Origin of the sequence: Candidatus Nitrotoga sp. BS (assembly GCF_927797785.1) — a bacterium.
Lineage (GTDB): Bacteria > Pseudomonadota > Gammaproteobacteria > Burkholderiales > Gallionellaceae > Nitrotoga.
This window is the reverse complement of record NZ_CAKMLL010000035.1, coordinates 45952-63477: the sequence shown is the minus strand read 5'-3', so window position 1 is coordinate 63477 and position 17526 is coordinate 45952. Positions and strand designations below refer to the sequence as shown.

Here is a 17526-nt window from a genome sequence, read left to right as displayed (position 1 = left end):
CACGGCGAGTTGACCGTCAATCATCGTTTTACCCACGACGAAATCATGCGTCATATTGAAGAATATCGAAGCGACCATCGCCCGCTTTGATGCACAGTTGATATAGGAATTGATTTACAAATTCAGTTTGTTAATCTAAACATCCTTTATACAAAATGTAGAACATCCCCGCCACAATTATCATTCCAACTCAGTAGCGTATTCATCCCGCATTGGATCTACACACCAAATAACCATTACTCCAGCTTCATCCGGTTGAGCTTGATATGTATTGGCTATTGCTATACCCGGGACACACACTAAGTCAGTATCGCAAAAAAGCAAGGGCAATAAATCGCGTTGCCACGGCAGCATTTCATGCTCCTGCAGTAGATTTTTCAAGTTTCGTAGAGGACGAGCAGCATCTACCCGAATGGTTTCGCCACCACGACGCGAATTAATTCTGGCAATTCCGACTTGAAGTTTTGCCAAACTGATACCCTGCCCAGTTGCATGTTTAAAATGAAGTACACCGTGTGACTGAGGCAATAATATCTCTGCTTCACCATGCCACATAATGGTGAAATCAGCTGGGGGCGGTAAAGCAGGCATAGTGTAAGCATGATCGCGATATCGACGTATTTGCCAGCCACGCCAGTCGATGCACACCTGCGCATCTTGGCGAGCATTGCATAGTTGGCGCAGCATTTCTTGTAACCGTGTACTGTCTGGAATGGGTGCCCCTTGAGCCGCCAGAAAATAACGCAATAGATTCTTTCCCCGTACGATGCCCAACACACGTAATTTAATAATATCCAAACGGTTATTCGCTATTACCCCCTCCGCATCCTGCTGTGCCAATTCGTCAAGTAGTTCCGTTGCCTCGGCAAAATGCTGCGCGCTGCGCATTAAAGTCTTTCGGTAGGCTGGAAAGCGTTGTTCCAACAGTGGCAGTATCCGATGACGTAAAAAATTGCGCGGGTAAGTATCATCAGTGTTACTTTCATCTTCCACCCATTGAAGTGCATGATGTTGAGCGTATTTCAGCAATATGGAACGAGGAACATTAAGCAAAGGGCGCAACAGTGTTGGGACATTCGCGTGATGCTTTATGGCTGGCATGGCACTTGCGCCGCGCACGCCAGCCCCGCGCAGCAATTGCAGCAGCAAAGTTTCTGCCTGGTCATCAAGGTGATGCGCCAAAGCTATAAAATCCACCTGCTGTTGTGCAAGCGCGGCGTGACGAAGTTTGCGCGCCGCTGCCTCAATACCTAGCGAGCGTAGCGGCGCGATATTTACATGCTCTATTTGCAGAGAGACATCATAGAGAGCGCACAAATCAGCACAGAATGCCGCCCAAACGTCCGCTTGAGGACTAATTCCATGATGTACATGTAATGCACTTAAACGCCATGAATAACGGAGGGAAAGTTGTTTTAGCAGGTGCAGCAGGACGACCGAATCAACGCCACCGCTAAGTCCAAGCAGGATGTAGCTGCCCGCAGGAAGCTTGGGGGCGAGCGCGTCAGCAACGCGCTCTGTTAAATCAAAGCTCGACTTCCTTGAATTTGCCATAGCCCATTACGCGATTGAAACGGATTTGCAACAGCTTGTCTATGGAGTGAGATTGCACCTGTTTAAGGGTGCTTTGTAAGCTTTTTTTCAAGGTTAACATCATTGCCTGGTAGTCACGGTGAGCTCCGCCCAGCGGTTCGTTAACGATCTCGTCGATCAACCCCAAAGCCTTTAATCGGGTAGCAGTGATCCCCAGGGTTTCCGCCGCATCGGCCGACTTGCCCGCATTTTTCCAAAGGATAGCAGCACAACCTTCTGGCGAGATGACCGAATATGTAGCGTATTGCAGCATCAATAATGCGTCCCCTACCGCAATGGCTAGTGCGCCACCAGAACCACCTTCTCCAATCACCGTACAAATCAATGGCACGCGCAGTTCTGCCATAACATACAAGCTTTTGCCGATAGCTTCAGACTGACCACGTTCTTCGGCACCAATTCCAGGGTAAGCGCCTGGGGTATCAATAAAAGTCATAATGGGAATGTCGAATTTCTCCGCCAGCCGCATCAACCGCATTGCCTTGCGGTAGCCCTCGGGACGAGGCATGCCAAAGTTGCGATATTGTCGCTCCTTGGTATCACGCCCTTTTTGATGTCCAATCACCATCACACTTTGGCCATTAAAACGCGCCAACCCTCCGACTATAGCCGGATCATCGGCATAGGAACGATCTCCATGCAGCTCCTCAAAATCAGTAAACAAATGTTGAATGTAGTCCAGCGTGTAGGGGCGCTGTGGATGGCGTGATACTTGTGATATTTGCCACGGCGTGAGCTTGGCGTAAATATCTTTGGCTAACGCCTGGCTTTTTATTTGCAGACGGTTAATCTCATAGGAAATATCAAGTGCAGAATCATTCTGTACAAAGCGAAGCTGCTCAATTTTGCCTGCCAGTTCTGCAATGGGCTGCTCAAAATCCAAGAAGACGGCTTTCATATATTTCGTATTTATTTGCGGACTCAAATGATACAGTATCTGACTAGCCAGGCCAAAGAGCCTGGATAAAATTTACTGCACTACCGAAAAAATTCAGTCTAACTATTTATGCTATGCCAGCGCATATTGCGTCAAAGATTTGGACAAGCGCCATGGTTTCCACACCGCACTACGCGTCAACACAAATCGATGTGCAACGCCCGCACTAAGTACAATCAAACTAAGCTGCTTAATGCGCCCGTTTCGCAATGCTTTCCACAATGATGTAAGATAACTTTGCTCCAAGCATTGCACTGAATCACGCCAGCCTTGCAGGTCGCCTTGTTGAAATGAACGGCGCAAACCTTCCCAGACGATTAGTACGTCATCTTCATTATCATCAGCACACAAGGTTAAATCATCCGGCAATATTTCGTAGGAAATGCCTGCCGCCTGAGCGAAAGCCCCAGCCAGAAAACTGTCGCCACAAACCTTCGTATATGGCCGCACCAAATGCTCGACTGCTTGCCCTCCTCCCCACAGCCATATACTGTTTATGGGAAATTCACCACGCGCCTCTCGCGCTTGATTAACAGCGTGTTCGAAAAATAACATTTGGATTTCATTGAAAACCTTATGCCAGCGCAAGGCACTGGGTCCTTTCGGCAAATACGTTTGTACATTCCTGCCTGCCACCTGCGACAAAGGACGCGTTACGATACCTGAACTGCTCTCCATCTGGAGATACCAACGCTGCGGATGAGGCGAAAAAAAACGTAAACCTTCATCAGCAAAATGCGTATTTAAACTGCTGCATAACTGAGCCGCTTCATCAGCATTCAATGGCACATCCGGATGCAAAAACAATTGCGTGCGTTGCAGTTGCAGATGCACTGGGTCAGCACATAACCAATGGCCCGAACCTGGCTGTATCCCGTCCGCCATCAAGGTAATCGGTGCGATGGGTTCTTCGTCCAATTGTCGTGTGACACCAAAAGTCTGGCATAGCCACTCTTCCAGCGTACCTGTTGAACAAATTTCTAAAGGCAACAATGCATGCTTGGCACGCGCTAGCAATTTCTCAAGGACAGGTACAGTCAGACCGGCGCAAGCGTCCTTGGCAATCTCTTGCGGCAAAAATAAATCAAGGATAACGATATCTACATTTCTCATGTTAAATTTGTCCAAAACTATTTATGGCTACGCTGCATTAACCCCGCATTTCCAAAATTCCAATAACGAAATAGGCGTGATTACGAAAAAAAGTAAGTTCAAACCATTTTTATTTTCCTTTTCGGGCTGCTTCCTTGGACTTTTTTGCCCACCACTCGCCTGCTATGGGGGCATCTCTGCCATCAATCGATTTCGAGACAAGCAAATGTGCAACCGGCATTCTTGGCGAAACCTAAGGTAAAGCACTTTGGTAAAACTCCTTTTAGACACATCTATAGCTAAAGAAAAGTTTGCTACACTATATGCCTCATGCATAAGTATGGAGATACACGATGTTCAATGCAAAATTCTTCGATGAAATTTCCGCCAAGGTAAGCAAAGCGGTGGCTAACAGCCCGGCAAAAGATGTTGAGAAGAATGCCCGCGCCTTGCTGGCGCAAGGATTTACCAAGCTGGATCTGGTGACGCGCGAAGAATTCGATGTGCAAACCCAACTGCTATCACACACAATTGAGAAAATGACGGCACTGGAAGCGCGGGTTTCCGCCCTCGAAGCACAAGCAACCCCTGAATAAATGAGCCTCGCGGTTTTATATAGCCGCGCCCTCTCCGGCATGGATGCCGCGCTGGTCACTGTCGAAGTGCATCTCGCCAACGGCCTGCCCAGCTTTACTATTGTCGGCCTGCCGGAAACCGAAGTCAAAGAAAGCAAAGATCGTGTCCGTGCGGCTTTGCTGACTTGCCAGTTTGAATTCCCCAGCCGCCGCATCACGGTTAATCTCGCACCAGCCGACCTACCCAAAGAAAGCGGACGTTTTGATTTACCCATTGCGCTAGGTATTCTCGCTGCATCTGGACAAATCCCCACAAACCGCCTTGTCGAATATGAGTTTGCCGGTGAGCTGGCGCTTACCGGTGAGCTACGGCCGATACGCGGCGCGCTTGCAATGACCTATCACGCAGCATCCAACGGGCGGGCATTTATTCTTCCTGAAATAAATGCCGTCGAAGCGGCGCTGGTAGAAGATGCTGCAGTATATCCTGCACTATCCTTGTTGCAGGTGGCGGCTCATTTATCTGGTCGCACTGCACTCACACGTCAAGTCGCCAGTACACAGCCGGTTATGCCCGACTATCCAGACATGCGCGAAGTGAAGGGTCAAGGACAGGCCAAGCGCGCGCTTGAAATTGCCGCTGCTGGTGGTCATAGCGTGCTGATGAGCGGCCCGCCCGGCACCGGTAAATCAATGCTGGCGGCGCGTTTCCCCGGCATTCTGCCGCAAATGACTGAAGTTGAAGCATTGGAAAGCGCAGCCATGCAATCGTTAGGGGGTATGTTTGATGTAAGTCGGTGGAAAACCAGACCATACCGCTCACCACATCACACTGCATCAGCTGTCGCTATGGTCGGCGGCGGCAGCAATCCACGTCCCGGTGAAATATCTATCGCAATGCACGGCGTACTGTTCCTTGATGAATTGCCGGAATTTGAGCGTCATGTACTGGAAGTGCTGCGTGAGCCACTTGAGAGTGGACGCATCACCATCTCGCGCGCTGCGCGCCGAGCAGATTTTCGCGCGCAATTTCAGTTACTTGCTGCAATGAATCCTTGCCCGTGCGGCTATCTTGGCCATTACAACGGCAAGTGCCGTTGCACACCCGATCAAATTGCACGCTATCGCGGCAAAATTTCTGGCCCACTGTTAGATCGCATAGACATTCAGATCGAAGTTCCCGCAGTGCCACAGGAAACCTTGCTTAAACAGGCTGATGGAGAAACAAATAATGATATTCAAGCACGTGTGAATATAGCGCGGCAACGCGCACTAACCCGACAGAATAAACCGAATGCACAACTCACTGTGGGCGAGATTGACGTTCTCTGTGCGCCCGATGCACAAGGTGCAGCGCTGTTGCAACAAGCGATCAGCCATCTGAATTTATCTGCTCGCGCCTATCACCGCATACTGAAAGTAGCGCGCACTGTTGCCGATCTGGAAGGCAGCGAAAACATCCTGGCTGCTCACATCGCCGAGGCTATACAGTATCGCAGGATGGGCAGACAGGGATAATTGAGAACAATTAATCTATGTCCCAAACCTCGCTTCCGGTCGAATTAATAATTTCAAATGACGTTCGCAATGAGTTTTCCATAGTGCTATTTCGGCACGTGATTCCATGCAAAAATGCTACCGCAAAATCATGTTTGCTTGACACGGCTTCTGTACAATCCATACCATCGTAGTATTTCATGTTCATTACCATCATCGGGAGTTTGTTGTGCCGTTCGAAACCATAAAACAATCTCTTGTCTCAGATATGTCCGTTGTGGACAGGATCATCCGTACCCGTTTGCATTCTGATGTGGCACTAGTCAATCAGATGAGCGAGTACATCATCAACAATGGCGGCAAACGGCTACGCCCGGCATTAGTGGTGTTATCCGCCAATGCATTAGGTTACGCTGGTGAATATCATCACAGCCTGGCGGCGGTAGTGGAGTTCATTCATACCGCCACGTTGCTGCACGACGACGTGGTGGATGAATCAGAGCTACGCCGTGGGCAAGCAACTGCCAGCGCCCTATTTGGTAATGCAGCGAGTGTACTAGTTGGCGATTTTTTATATTCGCGAGCTTTTCAAATGATGGTGGAAGTAAATGACATGCGTGTGATGCAAACATTGGCAGACGCTACCAACACTATTGCAGAAGGTGAAGTATTACAATTGCTAAGTTGTCATGACGCGAGTGTGGATACCACCAGTTATTTGCGCGTGATTTATTGCAAAACAGCCAAGCTATTCGAGGCGTCGATGCGTCTGGGTGCTATTCTGGCACAGGTTGATACCGCCACCGAAGAAGCTGTGGCAAAGTATGGTATGCACTTAGGAACAGCATTCCAATTGGTGGACGACATTCTGGATTATTCTGGTGATGAACAAGCAACTGGCAAAAACTTAGGGGACGACCTATCTGAAGGCAAGCCTACACTGCCGCTTATTTATGCCATGCAGCATGGTGACGCCAGTCAGGCTGCTGTAGTTAAGCTAGCCATCGAGCAAGGCAACATCGAAAGTTTTGCCCAAGTATTACAGGTAATAAAACAAACCGGCGCCCTTAAGTTTACTCGGCAACAAGCACAAAGAGAGTCAGATGCGGCATGCGCGGCATTGTCTATTTTGCCCGACACTACTTACAAACACTCTCTACTGCAATTAGCTTATTTCGCCGCAACACGGCAATTTTGATTAGGCTAATTTTAGGTAAGGGCGCCTCTAAAAATTCAAGTATCTAAGCAAGGCAAGGCATGAGCAAAAATTTTAGCACGGCATATAACTGACATGTAATCGCTAATTTTTTCGAGTAATGCCATATTGTGACGAAACGGGGTTAGCAGGCAAGCTGCAAAGTGGTTGCTCGCAAAATTGCGATCTTTAGAGGCACCTGTAAGTCATCCCGAACATAGCAACCAAATTTTTACTGTTACACATTCCTTAGCATTTCCTCTCCCTAGCAGAAAAATGGCCCCTTGAGTTTTCCCCTAAATTAGACTGCTGCAAGATCATCATGCGAAATTATAAAGCAGCCGGGGTGAATTACAATGGAAAACAGCTTTTAATCATAGCTTAAAGCACCCACTGCATACCCTACAATGTGCTCCATTCTAATGATGACCAACAATGTTTTATGACGCCTTCTGATTTAAATTTAATCTCGCACGATAACGCAAACATTCTCTCAAATTCGACAGAGGGAACAGTGAGAAAGCAAAATTTTCGTTTACTTAGTTTTTAACTAAAATCATGACTAATGACACTACTCCATCCCAAATCGCACGAAAAACCCTGAGCACCTTGGCCGAACGCAAGATTGCTCCTACGCCGGACAATTATGCGCGCCTGTATCAGGAAATTTGCGGAAAGCCAGCGGCCGATAGCGCGGACAAAACTGTGGCATTGGATGCGCAACCTCTTCAGGAATCGATTGACGACAAACTAAAACTAGCGTGGCCGAAGCTGATCAATGACCTGCTCACACAAATGGATGCCTCGCATAAAGGCGTCACTCTCACACGCAAAAAACAAGGCGTGGGAACCGTGCTGAACAAATTCAACAATGATGCTGATGTTCTATTTTCTAAGCTACAGCTGTTAATAGCTTCCTGGGGAGTGGCAGCTACGCCCAGTCCTAATGAGCAAATACCGGCAACTATGGAATCAGCAGCAGAGAAAATTTCTATTTCCCCTGCCTCAGAAAACATTCTGGACACGCCTATTGTCGCTACCATAGACATTAAACTGGTAGAGCAGCTGCGTGAGTTGCTAGCGCAATCTCTTGAATCCACACACTGCGAAAATCCCGATCTGAAGATTGAACTTCTGTCATTGCCGCAACAAGCGCGCACCACCAACGATTATGGCCAAGCCATTAAGCTGAATAAGCAATTACGCAAGTTCTGGGCCAATCTGAAATTAAGCTACAAAGACCATTTCTTCATTCAGGAAGGATTGATGCGCCTGTTTCGCCTAGTGGTGGAAAACGTCGGCGAACTGGTGACCGAAGACAGATGGCTGCATGACCAGATTCTTAGCCTACAGGCAATCATCGAGCACCCAGTCAGCAAACACACTATCGCCACGGCAGAACGCAATTTGCGCAGCACGATCATCAAGCAAAGCTTGCTAAAGCAAAACATGATCGAAGCCAAGATCACACTTAAAAGCCTGATGACCAGCTTCATCGATCGTCTGAGCGAAATGACCGATGACACGGGCGCATATCACACTAAAATTGAAGGTTATAGCCTGAAAATCGGGCAGACAGATAACATCACTGAATTAAGCCGTATCCTGGATGACATAATGCAAGATACGCGCATCATCCAAGCTAGTTCAATGCGCTCTCATGAAGAGCTGATCAGCACACGACAACAGGCGCAAATTGCCGAAGAGCGTGTCAAACAATTAGAGCAAGAACTGGAACATGTAAGTGAATTAGTACGCGAAGACAAACTTACCGGCGCACTCAACCGGCGTGGACTTGATGATGTGCTGGATCGCGAAATTAAACGCGCTGAGCGCCAGAAAACGCCCGTTAGTGTTGCACTACTCGACATTGATAATTTCAAACAACTGAACGACTCCTTGGGTCATCAGGGTGGTGACGAGGCTCTCATTCATTTAACTCAAGTAGTTAAGAATGCTCTGCGTCCGACCGATGAAGTGGCACGTTATGGTGGCGAAGAATTCCTAATTATTTTGATAGATACCAGTTTGGAAGAGGCAATGGCGACCATAACCCGCCTACAGCGTGAGCTTACCAAAAGTTATTTCCTGTATAACAATGCACGACAGCTAATTACCTTTAGTGCAGGGGTCGCATTACATGCTAGCGGCGAAGAACCTGAATCAACAATCGGGCGAGCAGATGGCGCCATGTACAAAGCTAAACGGGCTGGTAAAAATCGTGTATTCGCGGCCGATTAATAAAATCCAGGAACACATCTCCAGGAACACCTCAAAAATTCAATTTTCCAGGAGCCTGTCGGACTTATGATTTCGAAGCGAAAATTTGGGAAATTGAGGAAAAATTCTCACCGTTATGAGGCGAAGTTTGGTTTTTTAGAGGTGTCCGCAAGTGCCAATACAATGGCACTTCTGAATGTGCGACTTTAGAAGTGCCATAAAGTTACCAAGCACACACGGATAAAGTCCATCATCAAACAATACGGCCGCCCACTTACCCTAAAACAACTACACTTCATAAAAAAAATCAAGTGTTCCCTAAAGTTTTTTCCGCTCTTTCCGTTAACTGGTGCAACTAAGGTTGATTAGTCAAGCGCAATCTGAAGACAACCGAAGTAATCGGCAACAATGCCGCAAACGAACCAGTTATAAGGAGAACTATCATGGCTGCAGTAATTAACACCAACGTTGCCTCTCTCAATTCGCAACGTAATCTAACAAGATCACAAAGTGCACTGGAAACATCTTTGCAACGTCTGTCTTCTGGCCTGCGTATCAACAGTGCTAAAGACGATGCTGCGGGTCTGGCAATTTCTGAACGGATGACTTCCCAGATTCGTGGTAGCCAACAAGCCTCGCGTAACGCCAATGATGGCATCTCACTGGCACAAACCGCTGAAGGCGGGCTGTCTGAAGTAACCAACAACTTGCAACGTATCCGTGAATTAAGCATTCAGTCAGCCAATGCCACCAACAGCGCTTCCGACCGCGCCGCGTTACAGGTCGAAGTGACCCAGCTGCTTTCCGAAATTGACCGCGTCGGGCAAAACACCACGTTCAACGGCGTGAAGCTGCTCGACGGCTCGTTTATCGCGCAAAACTTCCAAGTCGGCGCGAACAGCACCTCCAACGACAACATCCAGATTTCATCCATCTCCAGCGCCCGCACCTCACAACTGGGAGGCGTAGCGACGGGGGTTTCTGCATCGGTGACTGGTAACTCATCGCTTGTTGCATTGAGTACCGGTGACTTGACCCTGAATGGTCAACAAGTAGGGGCTTCTGTGGCAGGGCCTTTGCCAGGTCAAAGTACCAACAGTGCGTTTTCGATTGCCCAAGCGATCAATGCCGTGTCCACCAGCTCCGGTGTAACTGCAACCTCTAATGCCGCAACCGTCACCGGTACCGCTGCAACTGCGTTCACCGCAATTGCGGCTAACACTTTCAACATTAACGGCGTCAATGTCGGCACAGTCGTTGCCGGCAGCAGTGCAGCCGGTCAGGGCGCCAATCTGGCCGCCGCGATCAATAACGTGTCCACTCAGACCGGTGTGTCCGCCAAGGCCGATGCCACCTCCGGCGCGGTCACCCTGACCGCAGCCGATGGGCGCGATATCGCCATCGGCCTGAACGGCGCCTCAGTTGACACTACAACAGCTGCGGCAGACAAGGCTACGTTCCTGACCAAGACCGGTTTCGCTTCTAACAATGTCGGGACAAAAGCAACTGCCGGTACAGCAGTGATATCAGTGGCAAACGGCACAACAGCCAGCGCAGCCACCGCCGCCACGTCAGGGGCGCTCACGGGCATTGCGCCATCATCTCCAGCTACTGCTTTGACTATCGCTGCGGGTGACTTAAATGTCGTTACGAGTACTGGCACCATTTCTGTCGGTACCATTTCGCTGGGTGGCGCCAACACTGCAGTAGAAGACGGTAATGCAATTGCACTCGCGCTCAATACCGCGCTGACAGCCGCAGCGGGCGGCGCGGCGGTCAACGGCGTTGCGACGGTAAATGGGACAACAGGAGCCGTCACCCTCACAGCGGGATCGTCTCAAGCTCAGCTCAGCATGAGCGCAACCTCTACGGTCAATCAAGCTACCATGAGCAGCAGAACCGGCTTCACTGTGGCTCAATTGGGAACGATAGGTGAAGTGGCAGTAACAAAGGTAGATGGCTCTGTTACCGCCGCAGCAGGAACAAAAGTTGCGGCTGCGGCTGCGGCTGCCAGCGGAGGTACAGAAAAAGTGATCGCCGCCGGTGCGCTGACGATGGTCAATTCAGCTGGTACGATCACCTTCGGACAGATCACCTTGGCCGCTGCGAACACGGCCAAAGAAAACGGCGACGCAATTGCAGCCGCAATGAATCTTGCGTTTGTCGCTGCAGCGGGCGGGGCCGCCGCCAATGGCTCTGCAGTTGCAGACGGTGCTGGCATCATCACGTTCACGGCAGGTACAAATGGCGTCAACACGCTCGCCATGGGTGGTACGGCAGTTGATTCAGCCACTGCCACGACCGACCGAGCCACGCTGTCTACCCTGACCGGATTCACCACTGCTCAACTAGGAACGAAGGCATCGGCATTGGTGACTTCGATAGCAGGCACTATCGCCACTGCCGGTATCGGCGCTACCCCAGGAGGAACTCTGGTGGGTGGCCTTGACGCTGCTGCCAGCGGCGCAGCCACCACCACTATCGCCGCAGGCACTTTGGTTGCGACGTCTGGTACCACGTCGATCAGCATCGGCGCTATTTCGCTGACTGCCGGCAACACAGCTAAACAAAACGGCGATGCGATTGCATTAGCTATCAATTCCGCGCTGGCTGGTGCTGTTGGTGGCGCTGCTGTCAACGGCACGGCGACAGCAGACGTTAACGGGAAACTCACCATCACGGCAGGAACTGCCGCCGGCGGTTTGAATTTACATATCGGTGGTACAGCTGCGGATGCAACTACTGCTGCAGCCAACAAGGCGTTACTGGTCACTCAAACCGGACTTACCGCAGCTCAACTGGGAACGCAGGCGTCAGCGGGACTGGCTGGGGTAGCAGCCGTTGCCACTAATAACCACGGCTCGATTGATTTGAACAGCATCAGCGAAGCCGGTATCGTGATCGGCGGCGCAGCGGTTGGCAATGCTGGACTTACTGCTGGTACCACTACAGCGTCTGTCTCAACATCAATTTCCGCACTCTCGCAAATCGACATCTCCACCGCTGCCTTGGCGACCGCCGCCTTGGCTACGATTGACGGTGCTTTATCCACGGTGAACACCTCACGCGCGAATCTGGGTGCGATTCAGAATCGTTTCAGCTCAGTGGTTGCCAACCTGTCCTCGTCCATCGAGAACCTGTCGGCTTCCCGTAGCCGTATCCAGGACACCGACTTCGCAATGGAAACTGCCTCTCTAACCCGTAATCAGATCCTGCAACAAGCAGGTACGGCGATGCTGGCACAAGCGAATCAGTTGCCAAACACCGTATTATCACTGTTGAGATAAAAGGTTAAACGATAAGTACCGACCAAAGCAATTTGGCCGGTACTTGTAACAAGAAAGGAGAACAAAATGCTTCCCCAAATTTCTAGTAACCTGGCTCAAGCTTCACCGCTTGCCAAAGTTTCAAACGATAGACTCGCTAGTAATAGCCAGTCTGTTGTCGTTTCCGCCCCTCCCTCTAATAGCGCCGCCCAATCTGTTGGACCACCTGCGCCACCTCAGTTATCAGCAGTGCAGGTTGCCGAGCAACCCGTCTCTCTTGCCCAGTTGAAAAACGTGGTCAACGATGCCAACAAAGCGCTGCAGCAGTCAAACCAGAGCTTGGAGTTTAGTGTAGACGCGGACACTCAAAAATCAATAGTTAAATTGATAGATACAGAAACGGGTGATTTGATTCGCCAGTTTCCCTCTGAACAAATGTTGGATATTGCTAGTGCAATAGGCAAATTTCAGCAGGGCTTATTACTGGAACAAAAGGCCTAAGGAGACAGATCATGGTAACCTCAACCACGTCAGCTAGCTCATCAACCAACCTTGATGTAAATAGCATTGTAAGTCAGTTGATGGTGGTCGAGCGGCAACCACTCGACAGACTCGCTGTTACGGAAGCAAGCTACCAAACCAAGCTTACTGCCTACGGTAGCATAAAAGGGGGCATGGCCAGCTTTCAAACTACCATGCAGGATTTGAGCAGCTCGAGCAAGTTTATCCGTCTTAATGCCACTTCTTCCAATGACACTGTTTTGTCTGCTACCGCCAGTAGTATTGCGTTTGCAGGAACATATTCTTTAGAAGTAAACAGCCTGGCTCAGTCACAGCAACTTGCTGCCACGGGTCAAACCAGTAGCACTGCCGCCATCGGCGATGGCACTGAAACTACGGTTACTTTTGATTTCGGCACCATCAACGGTGGGACGCTGGATCCGGAAACCAAAAAATATACCGGTGTTACCTCGTTTAGCTCAAACGGTAATGGCACCAAAAGTATTACCATAGACAGCAGTAATAATTCGCTACAAGGCATACGCGATACCATAAATGCCGCCAAAATTGGAGTCACAGCGACCATCATCAATGACGGCAGTGGCACACCATTTCGACTTGCACTTTCATCAGACACTAAAGGCGTCAGTAACAATCTGAAAATTTCCGTAAGCGGCGATGCAGAAGTAAGTAATCTGTTAGCGCACGATCCTGCGGCTACACAAAATTTGTCCGAGACGGTTACCGCGACAAATGCTAACTTCAAAGTGAATGGCGTATCAGTCAGCAAGACCTCCAATTCTGTCTTCGATGTAATACAGGGCGTTACACTCAATTTAAAAAACACCACCACAACACCGACAACGTTAACCGTGGCTCCTGACACGACCGCTATAAGTAAAGCGGCCTCCAGCTTTGTGCAAGCTTACAACGACTTTAGCAAAACACTGAGTGATCTTTCTGCTTACAACCCAGCAACCGGAGAAGCGGCCATTTTGCAGGGCGATAGCACCGTGCGTTCCCTGCAATCACAGATGCGAAGCGCGCTCGGATCTCCAGTCGTAGGGGCTTCTGGCGCGCTGTCCACGTTGTCACAAATAGGCATTTCATTCCAAAAAGACGGATCCCTCGGGCTGGACAATGACAAACTAAATAGTGCAATAGCCAGCAATATCAAAGACATTGCCAGTTTATTTGCTTCCGTCGGCAAAGGAACGGATAGTTTAGTTACCTTTAACTCCGCCGCCAGCGGCACCAAGCCTGGTAGCTTTCCAGTGAATATTACCCAAATTGCCACACAAGGCTACACTCTCGGAAATAGTGCCGCCAACACGATTATTACAGGCGCAAATAATGCGCTGGATGTGGTTATTAATGGTGTGAGCGCTTCAATTATCCTGGATAGCGGGACTTTTACTTCTCAAACATTGGCTGCCGAATTACAAGCCAAGATCAATGGTGCAACCGCGTTTAGCACCGCAGGCATTTCAGTTGCGGTTGCGCAAAGCAGTGGTGTGTTCTCGATCACTTCGTCTAGCTATGGCTCAAGCTCAAGCGTTGCTATCGGCGGGATAGGTGCCAGCGACTTGCTTGGCGCGAATCCGACACAACTCGCTGGGGTAAACGTTGCGGGATCCATCGGTGGCGTAAGCAGCACTGGCTCCGGTCAAACATTAATCGGCTCGCAAGGCTTGAGTATCACCGTTAACGGGGGGGCATTAGGCGACCGAGGCCAGTTAAATTTTTCAAATGGCTTTGCATTTACACTCGAAAAATTTGCAAGCTCAATATTGAACAACAACGGCGTGCTTGCCAATCAAACGGATGGCATTAACAATTCCATTAAGGATATAGGTAACCGCCGTGATGCTATGGAAACTCGTTTAGTCAGCACCGAAAGGCGTCTTCGCGCTCAATTTACCGCACTGGATGTTTTGTTGAGCAGCATGAACCAAACCAGCATATTTTTAACGCAACAACTCGCACAACTCGCCAATCTATAATTTAGGAGAATTACCATGATGTCCACTACTGCAATCAATGCCTATAACAAAATTGATATCGAATCAGGTGTGAATGCGGCGGATCCACACAAGCTTATCTTGATGCTATATCAAGGCGCATTACTGGCCACAATATCAGCCAAGAACCAAATTTTGCGCAAGGAAACAGCCGCCAAAGGCGCATCTATCTCTAAGGCTATTACGATTATTGACGGAGGACTGAAAGCCAGCCTCGACATGAAAACTGGTGGTGAACTGGCTCAGAATCTTTTTTCCCTGTATGACTATATGAACCAGCGTCTATTACATGCCAACCTGAAAAATGATACTGGCATTCTGGACGAAGTGAACCAATTATTGACCGATCTTAAAGGTGCGTGGGAAAGTATTCGTTCGGAAGTCTCTACTGCCTTGCCTGCCACCACTACCATCGGCCAACGAAACGTTATTCCTGCTGTTAAGTCACAAGCATTCATCGTCCAGGCAACAACAACTGCGCCACAGTCAGCAATCGGCAGACATGCAATGTCAACTTACGGAAGTGTCTAGCACTGAGCAAATATCTATTAGCCCTTCCCCTCAGGTATTATGGAACAAAGATGATAAAAGCAATGGGAACCAAGCTAAAGCAATCAAAACTCTAGCCAATCTTTTGAAAAAATGTGCTTGATTGCATCTACAATATGCAGGTATATCGAAATGATCGCGACACAGTGCCGCGATCAACAAACCAAAATTGAAGGAAATAAGCCATGAATCCAGCCATCGAAAATTACGAATTTCTTTCATCAATCACCACTCAGATGCGCGTAGCTGCCACACACGGCCATTGGGATCAGTTAGTGGAATTAGAGAAAAAGTGTAGTCGGCATGTAGAAATCATGAAAAATCAAGATATTGGCATCTCGCCTGACGAAAATACGCGATTGCGAAAAGTGCAATTGATCCGACAAATCCTTGCGGACGATGCGGAAATCCGCAATCAGACTGAACCATGGATGGCTCAATTACAGCGCATCATGCATAGCACGGGACAAGAAATCCGTTTGCAGCAGTCCTACTCCAGTGAATATTAACAACTGATAATGCGCGCGGCCATGACCGTGCATCAGAAATGCTGCGTAATAGTGCGATATTCTGCATAACATGCCAATAAACGTTTTGCCTGTCAAACTTCAGAACATACTCAAAGAGTTTGCATTCGCACAAAAAACACTCCCGGCTGCTACAGCTGATGTAACGTCCAAAACTGGTCAGCTTGAGCCGGGACAAAAAATTCAGGGCATTGTGCAAACCCAGGTATCCCCCGGAGTGTTTAATGTGCGTATTGGTGACCAGCTTACCAAAATGCCGCTTCCTGCTTTTATCCGCACTGGCGACACAATAAAGCTGCAAGTCATCGCCACCACCCCCCGCCTGACCTTCAGTATGTCCGCTTCAACTAACCCAGTATCCACAAATGAGCAATTAAGTTCGATTGCGCGACTGCTGTCTTCCCTGTCACAGCAACCACGCGAAAAAAACACTATGCACGCGATGCAAAGCACGCCACTATTGATAACACCGCAGACCATGCAAAGCGGGCAATTGGCCGGATTGTTACAGGCGACTTTGGGTAACAGCGGACTTTTCTACGAATCACACCAGGCTCAATGGCTTCAGGGAGCGCGTAGCACTGAACAGCTTTTGCAAGAACCGCAGAATTCCGCAGGATCCAATCCATCAACAAACAAGGAGCCATCATCCATACTAGGCGGCAATATATCCCCTGCAAGTCGAATGGATACGGCAGCTTCAACGGAAGGGAAAATGCCTATTATTCCTGAACATCTACAATCACTTGTACAGCAACAATTTAATGCCCTTGAAGCACGGCAGGTGCTATGGCAAGGTAACATCTGGCCAAACCAGACCATGCAATGGGAAATTCACGAACAAACCTCACAAACGCCTGCTAATGAAAACCAGCAGCAATGGACCACTCAAATCCATCTTGACCTGCCCAATCTAGGCATGGTTTCCGCCACATTAAGTTTCAATAGCTTAGGCCTGAGCCTAACTCTGAATGCAGATACAACGGCGACACGTACTACCCTAGGCAATGCCAGTTCGCAATTGGTCACCATCATGTCTGATCAGGGAATTCCAATTATCAGTACGCTAGTCACGCAACATGAATCCACCCGATAAACGCCAAATGGCTGTCGCACTGGCTTATAACGGGCACGATTCTGCTCCCAAAGTTGTGGCGCAGGGGCGTGGCTTAATCGCGCAAGCTATAATCAAACGCGCCAAAGAAAATGGCGTGTTTGTTCATGAATCGGAGGATTTGGTAGGATTGCTGATGCAGGTTGAACTGGATCAGCACATTCCACCGCAGCTTTATCTGGCTGTGGCGGAACTACTAGCTTGGCTATACCGCTTGGAGCATGGGGAAATTCCAGCAAATGTAAAATCTGATCAAAAAATGTAACGGTTACACCATCGGCGGATTCACCTGAATCCAACTCTTTATCAAACGCCGCAACTTTACTCTGGTCGTAGCGAAACTTTTCACTTGATAATACCGTTTGAAGCGTATAAAACACCCCTTTAATTTAGGCATAGCCGAAAAAAAGTATCGCTATACTTAAAGTGTGTATAAATT

General features: G+C 49.0%; 14 protein-coding genes. 11 read left to right on the top strand and 3 right to left on the bottom strand.

Translation table 11 applies throughout. The annotated features are described in order from the left end of the window. Positions 1-180 precede the first annotated feature (180 nt). The 3 genes from tilS to MJ769_RS03400 form a co-directional block, all read right to left on the bottom strand. Positions 181-1554, bottom strand: a complete 1374-nt coding sequence (tilS, locus tag MJ769_RS03410; protein ID WP_239234437.1) for a tRNA lysidine(34) synthetase TilS — start codon at positions 1552-1554, stop codon at positions 181-183. Further along, on the bottom strand, positions 1526-2491 hold the full coding sequence (locus tag MJ769_RS03405) for an acetyl-CoA carboxylase carboxyltransferase subunit alpha (RefSeq protein WP_239234436.1): 966 nt from the start codon (positions 2489-2491) through the stop codon (positions 1526-1528). Before MJ769_RS03405 ends, tilS begins: the two co-directional genes overlap by 29 nt. 111 nt (positions 2492-2602) lie before the next feature. Then, positions 2603-3643, bottom strand: a complete 1041-nt coding sequence (locus MJ769_RS03400) for a hypothetical protein (protein WP_239234435.1) — start codon at positions 3641-3643, stop codon at positions 2603-2605. A 332-nt stretch (positions 3644-3975) separates the two neighbouring features. Here MJ769_RS03400 and MJ769_RS03395 point away from each other — a divergent pair, with 332 nt between their 5' ends. The 11 genes from MJ769_RS03395 (at position 3976) to MJ769_RS03340 (ending at position 17352) form a co-directional block, all read left to right on the top strand. Further along, positions 3976-4218 (top strand): accessory factor UbiK family protein, encoded by a 243-nt coding sequence (locus tag MJ769_RS03395; protein WP_239234434.1) that lies wholly within the window; start codon positions 3976-3978, stop codon positions 4216-4218. Further along, on the top strand, positions 4219-5715 hold the full coding sequence (locus tag MJ769_RS03390; protein WP_239234433.1) for a YifB family Mg chelatase-like AAA ATPase: 1497 nt from the start codon (positions 4219-4221) through the stop codon (positions 5713-5715). 208 nt (positions 5716-5923) lie between these two features. After that, positions 5924-6892, top strand: a complete 969-nt coding sequence (gene ispB / locus MJ769_RS03385; protein WP_239234432.1) for an octaprenyl diphosphate synthase — start codon at positions 5924-5926, stop codon at positions 6890-6892. A 555-nt stretch (positions 6893-7447) separates the two neighbouring features. After that, entirely contained in the window at positions 7448-9130 is a 1683-nt protein-coding gene (locus tag MJ769_RS03380) for a GGDEF domain-containing protein (RefSeq protein ID WP_239234431.1), read from the top strand. A 422-nt stretch (positions 9131-9552) separates the two neighbouring features. Continuing rightward, a complete protein-coding gene (locus MJ769_RS14490) occupies positions 9553-12396 on the top strand; it encodes a flagellin N-terminal helical domain-containing protein (protein ID WP_305854680.1) in 2844 nt (947 codons plus the stop codon). A gap of 66 nt (positions 12397-12462) precedes the next feature. Continuing rightward, the gene (locus tag MJ769_RS03365; RefSeq protein ID WP_239234430.1) at positions 12463-12876 is read left to right on the top strand and encodes a flagellar protein FlaG; all 414 of its coding nucleotides are present in this window, start codon (positions 12463-12465) and stop codon (positions 12874-12876) included. Between the two features lie 11 nt (positions 12877-12887). Next, entirely contained in the window at positions 12888-14879 is a 1992-nt protein-coding gene (gene fliD, locus MJ769_RS03360; RefSeq protein WP_239234429.1) for a flagellar filament capping protein FliD, read from the top strand. A 15-nt stretch (positions 14880-14894) separates the two neighbouring features. Beyond that, the gene (gene fliS / locus MJ769_RS03355; protein ID WP_320412143.1) at positions 14895-15428 is read left to right on the top strand and encodes a flagellar export chaperone FliS; all 534 of its coding nucleotides are present in this window, start codon (positions 14895-14897) and stop codon (positions 15426-15428) included. A gap of 203 nt (positions 15429-15631) precedes the next feature. Continuing rightward, positions 15632-15955, top strand: a complete 324-nt coding sequence (locus tag MJ769_RS03350; protein WP_239234428.1) for a flagellar protein FliT — start codon at positions 15632-15634, stop codon at positions 15953-15955. A 70-nt stretch (positions 15956-16025) separates the two neighbouring features. Further along, positions 16026-17069, top strand: coding sequence for a flagellar hook-length control protein FliK (fliK, locus tag MJ769_RS03345; RefSeq protein WP_239234427.1), 1044 nt, complete (start codon positions 16026-16028; stop codon positions 17067-17069). Then, entirely contained in the window at positions 17053-17352 is a 300-nt protein-coding gene (locus tag MJ769_RS03340) for an EscU/YscU/HrcU family type III secretion system export apparatus switch protein (RefSeq protein ID WP_239234426.1), read from the top strand. The genes fliK and MJ769_RS03340 overlap by 17 nt, the downstream gene beginning before the upstream one ends. Positions 17353-17526: the final 174 nt, after the last annotated feature.

What these genes read in the sequence shown, in the direction of transcription:
- MJ769_RS03340 (WP_239234426.1), top strand. Translation starts at nt 17,053, where the DNA reads ATGAATCCACCCGATAAACGCCAAATGGCTGTCGCACTGGCTTATAAC.
- MJ769_RS14490 (WP_305854680.1), top strand. Translation starts at nt 9,553, where the DNA reads ATGGCTGCAGTAATTAACACCAACGTTGCCTCTCTCAATTCGCAACGT.
- MJ769_RS03350 (WP_239234428.1), top strand. Translation starts at nt 15,632, where the DNA reads ATGAATCCAGCCATCGAAAATTACGAATTTCTTTCATCAATCACCACT.
- MJ769_RS03400 (WP_239234435.1), bottom strand. Translation starts at nt 3,643, where the DNA reads ATGAGAAATGTAGATATCGTTATCCTTGATTTATTTTTGCCGCAAGAG.
- MJ769_RS03395 (WP_239234434.1), top strand. Translation starts at nt 3,976, where the DNA reads ATGTTCAATGCAAAATTCTTCGATGAAATTTCCGCCAAGGTAAGCAAA.
- MJ769_RS03390 (WP_239234433.1), top strand. Translation starts at nt 4,219, where the DNA reads ATGAGCCTCGCGGTTTTATATAGCCGCGCCCTCTCCGGCATGGATGCC.
- tilS (WP_239234437.1), bottom strand. Translation starts at nt 1,554, where the DNA reads ATGGCAAATTCAAGGAAGTCGAGCTTTGATTTAACAGAGCGCGTTGCT.
- fliD (WP_239234429.1), top strand. Translation starts at nt 12,888, where the DNA reads ATGGTAACCTCAACCACGTCAGCTAGCTCATCAACCAACCTTGATGTA.
- MJ769_RS03365 (WP_239234430.1), top strand. Translation starts at nt 12,463, where the DNA reads ATGCTTCCCCAAATTTCTAGTAACCTGGCTCAAGCTTCACCGCTTGCC.
- fliS (WP_320412143.1), top strand. Translation starts at nt 14,895, where the DNA reads ATGATGTCCACTACTGCAATCAATGCCTATAACAAAATTGATATCGAA.
- fliK (WP_239234427.1), top strand. Translation starts at nt 16,026, where the DNA reads ATGCCAATAAACGTTTTGCCTGTCAAACTTCAGAACATACTCAAAGAG.
- MJ769_RS03405 (WP_239234436.1), bottom strand. Translation starts at nt 2,491, where the DNA reads ATGAAAGCCGTCTTCTTGGATTTTGAGCAGCCCATTGCAGAACTGGCA.
- MJ769_RS03380 (WP_239234431.1), top strand. Translation starts at nt 7,448, where the DNA reads ATGACTAATGACACTACTCCATCCCAAATCGCACGAAAAACCCTGAGC.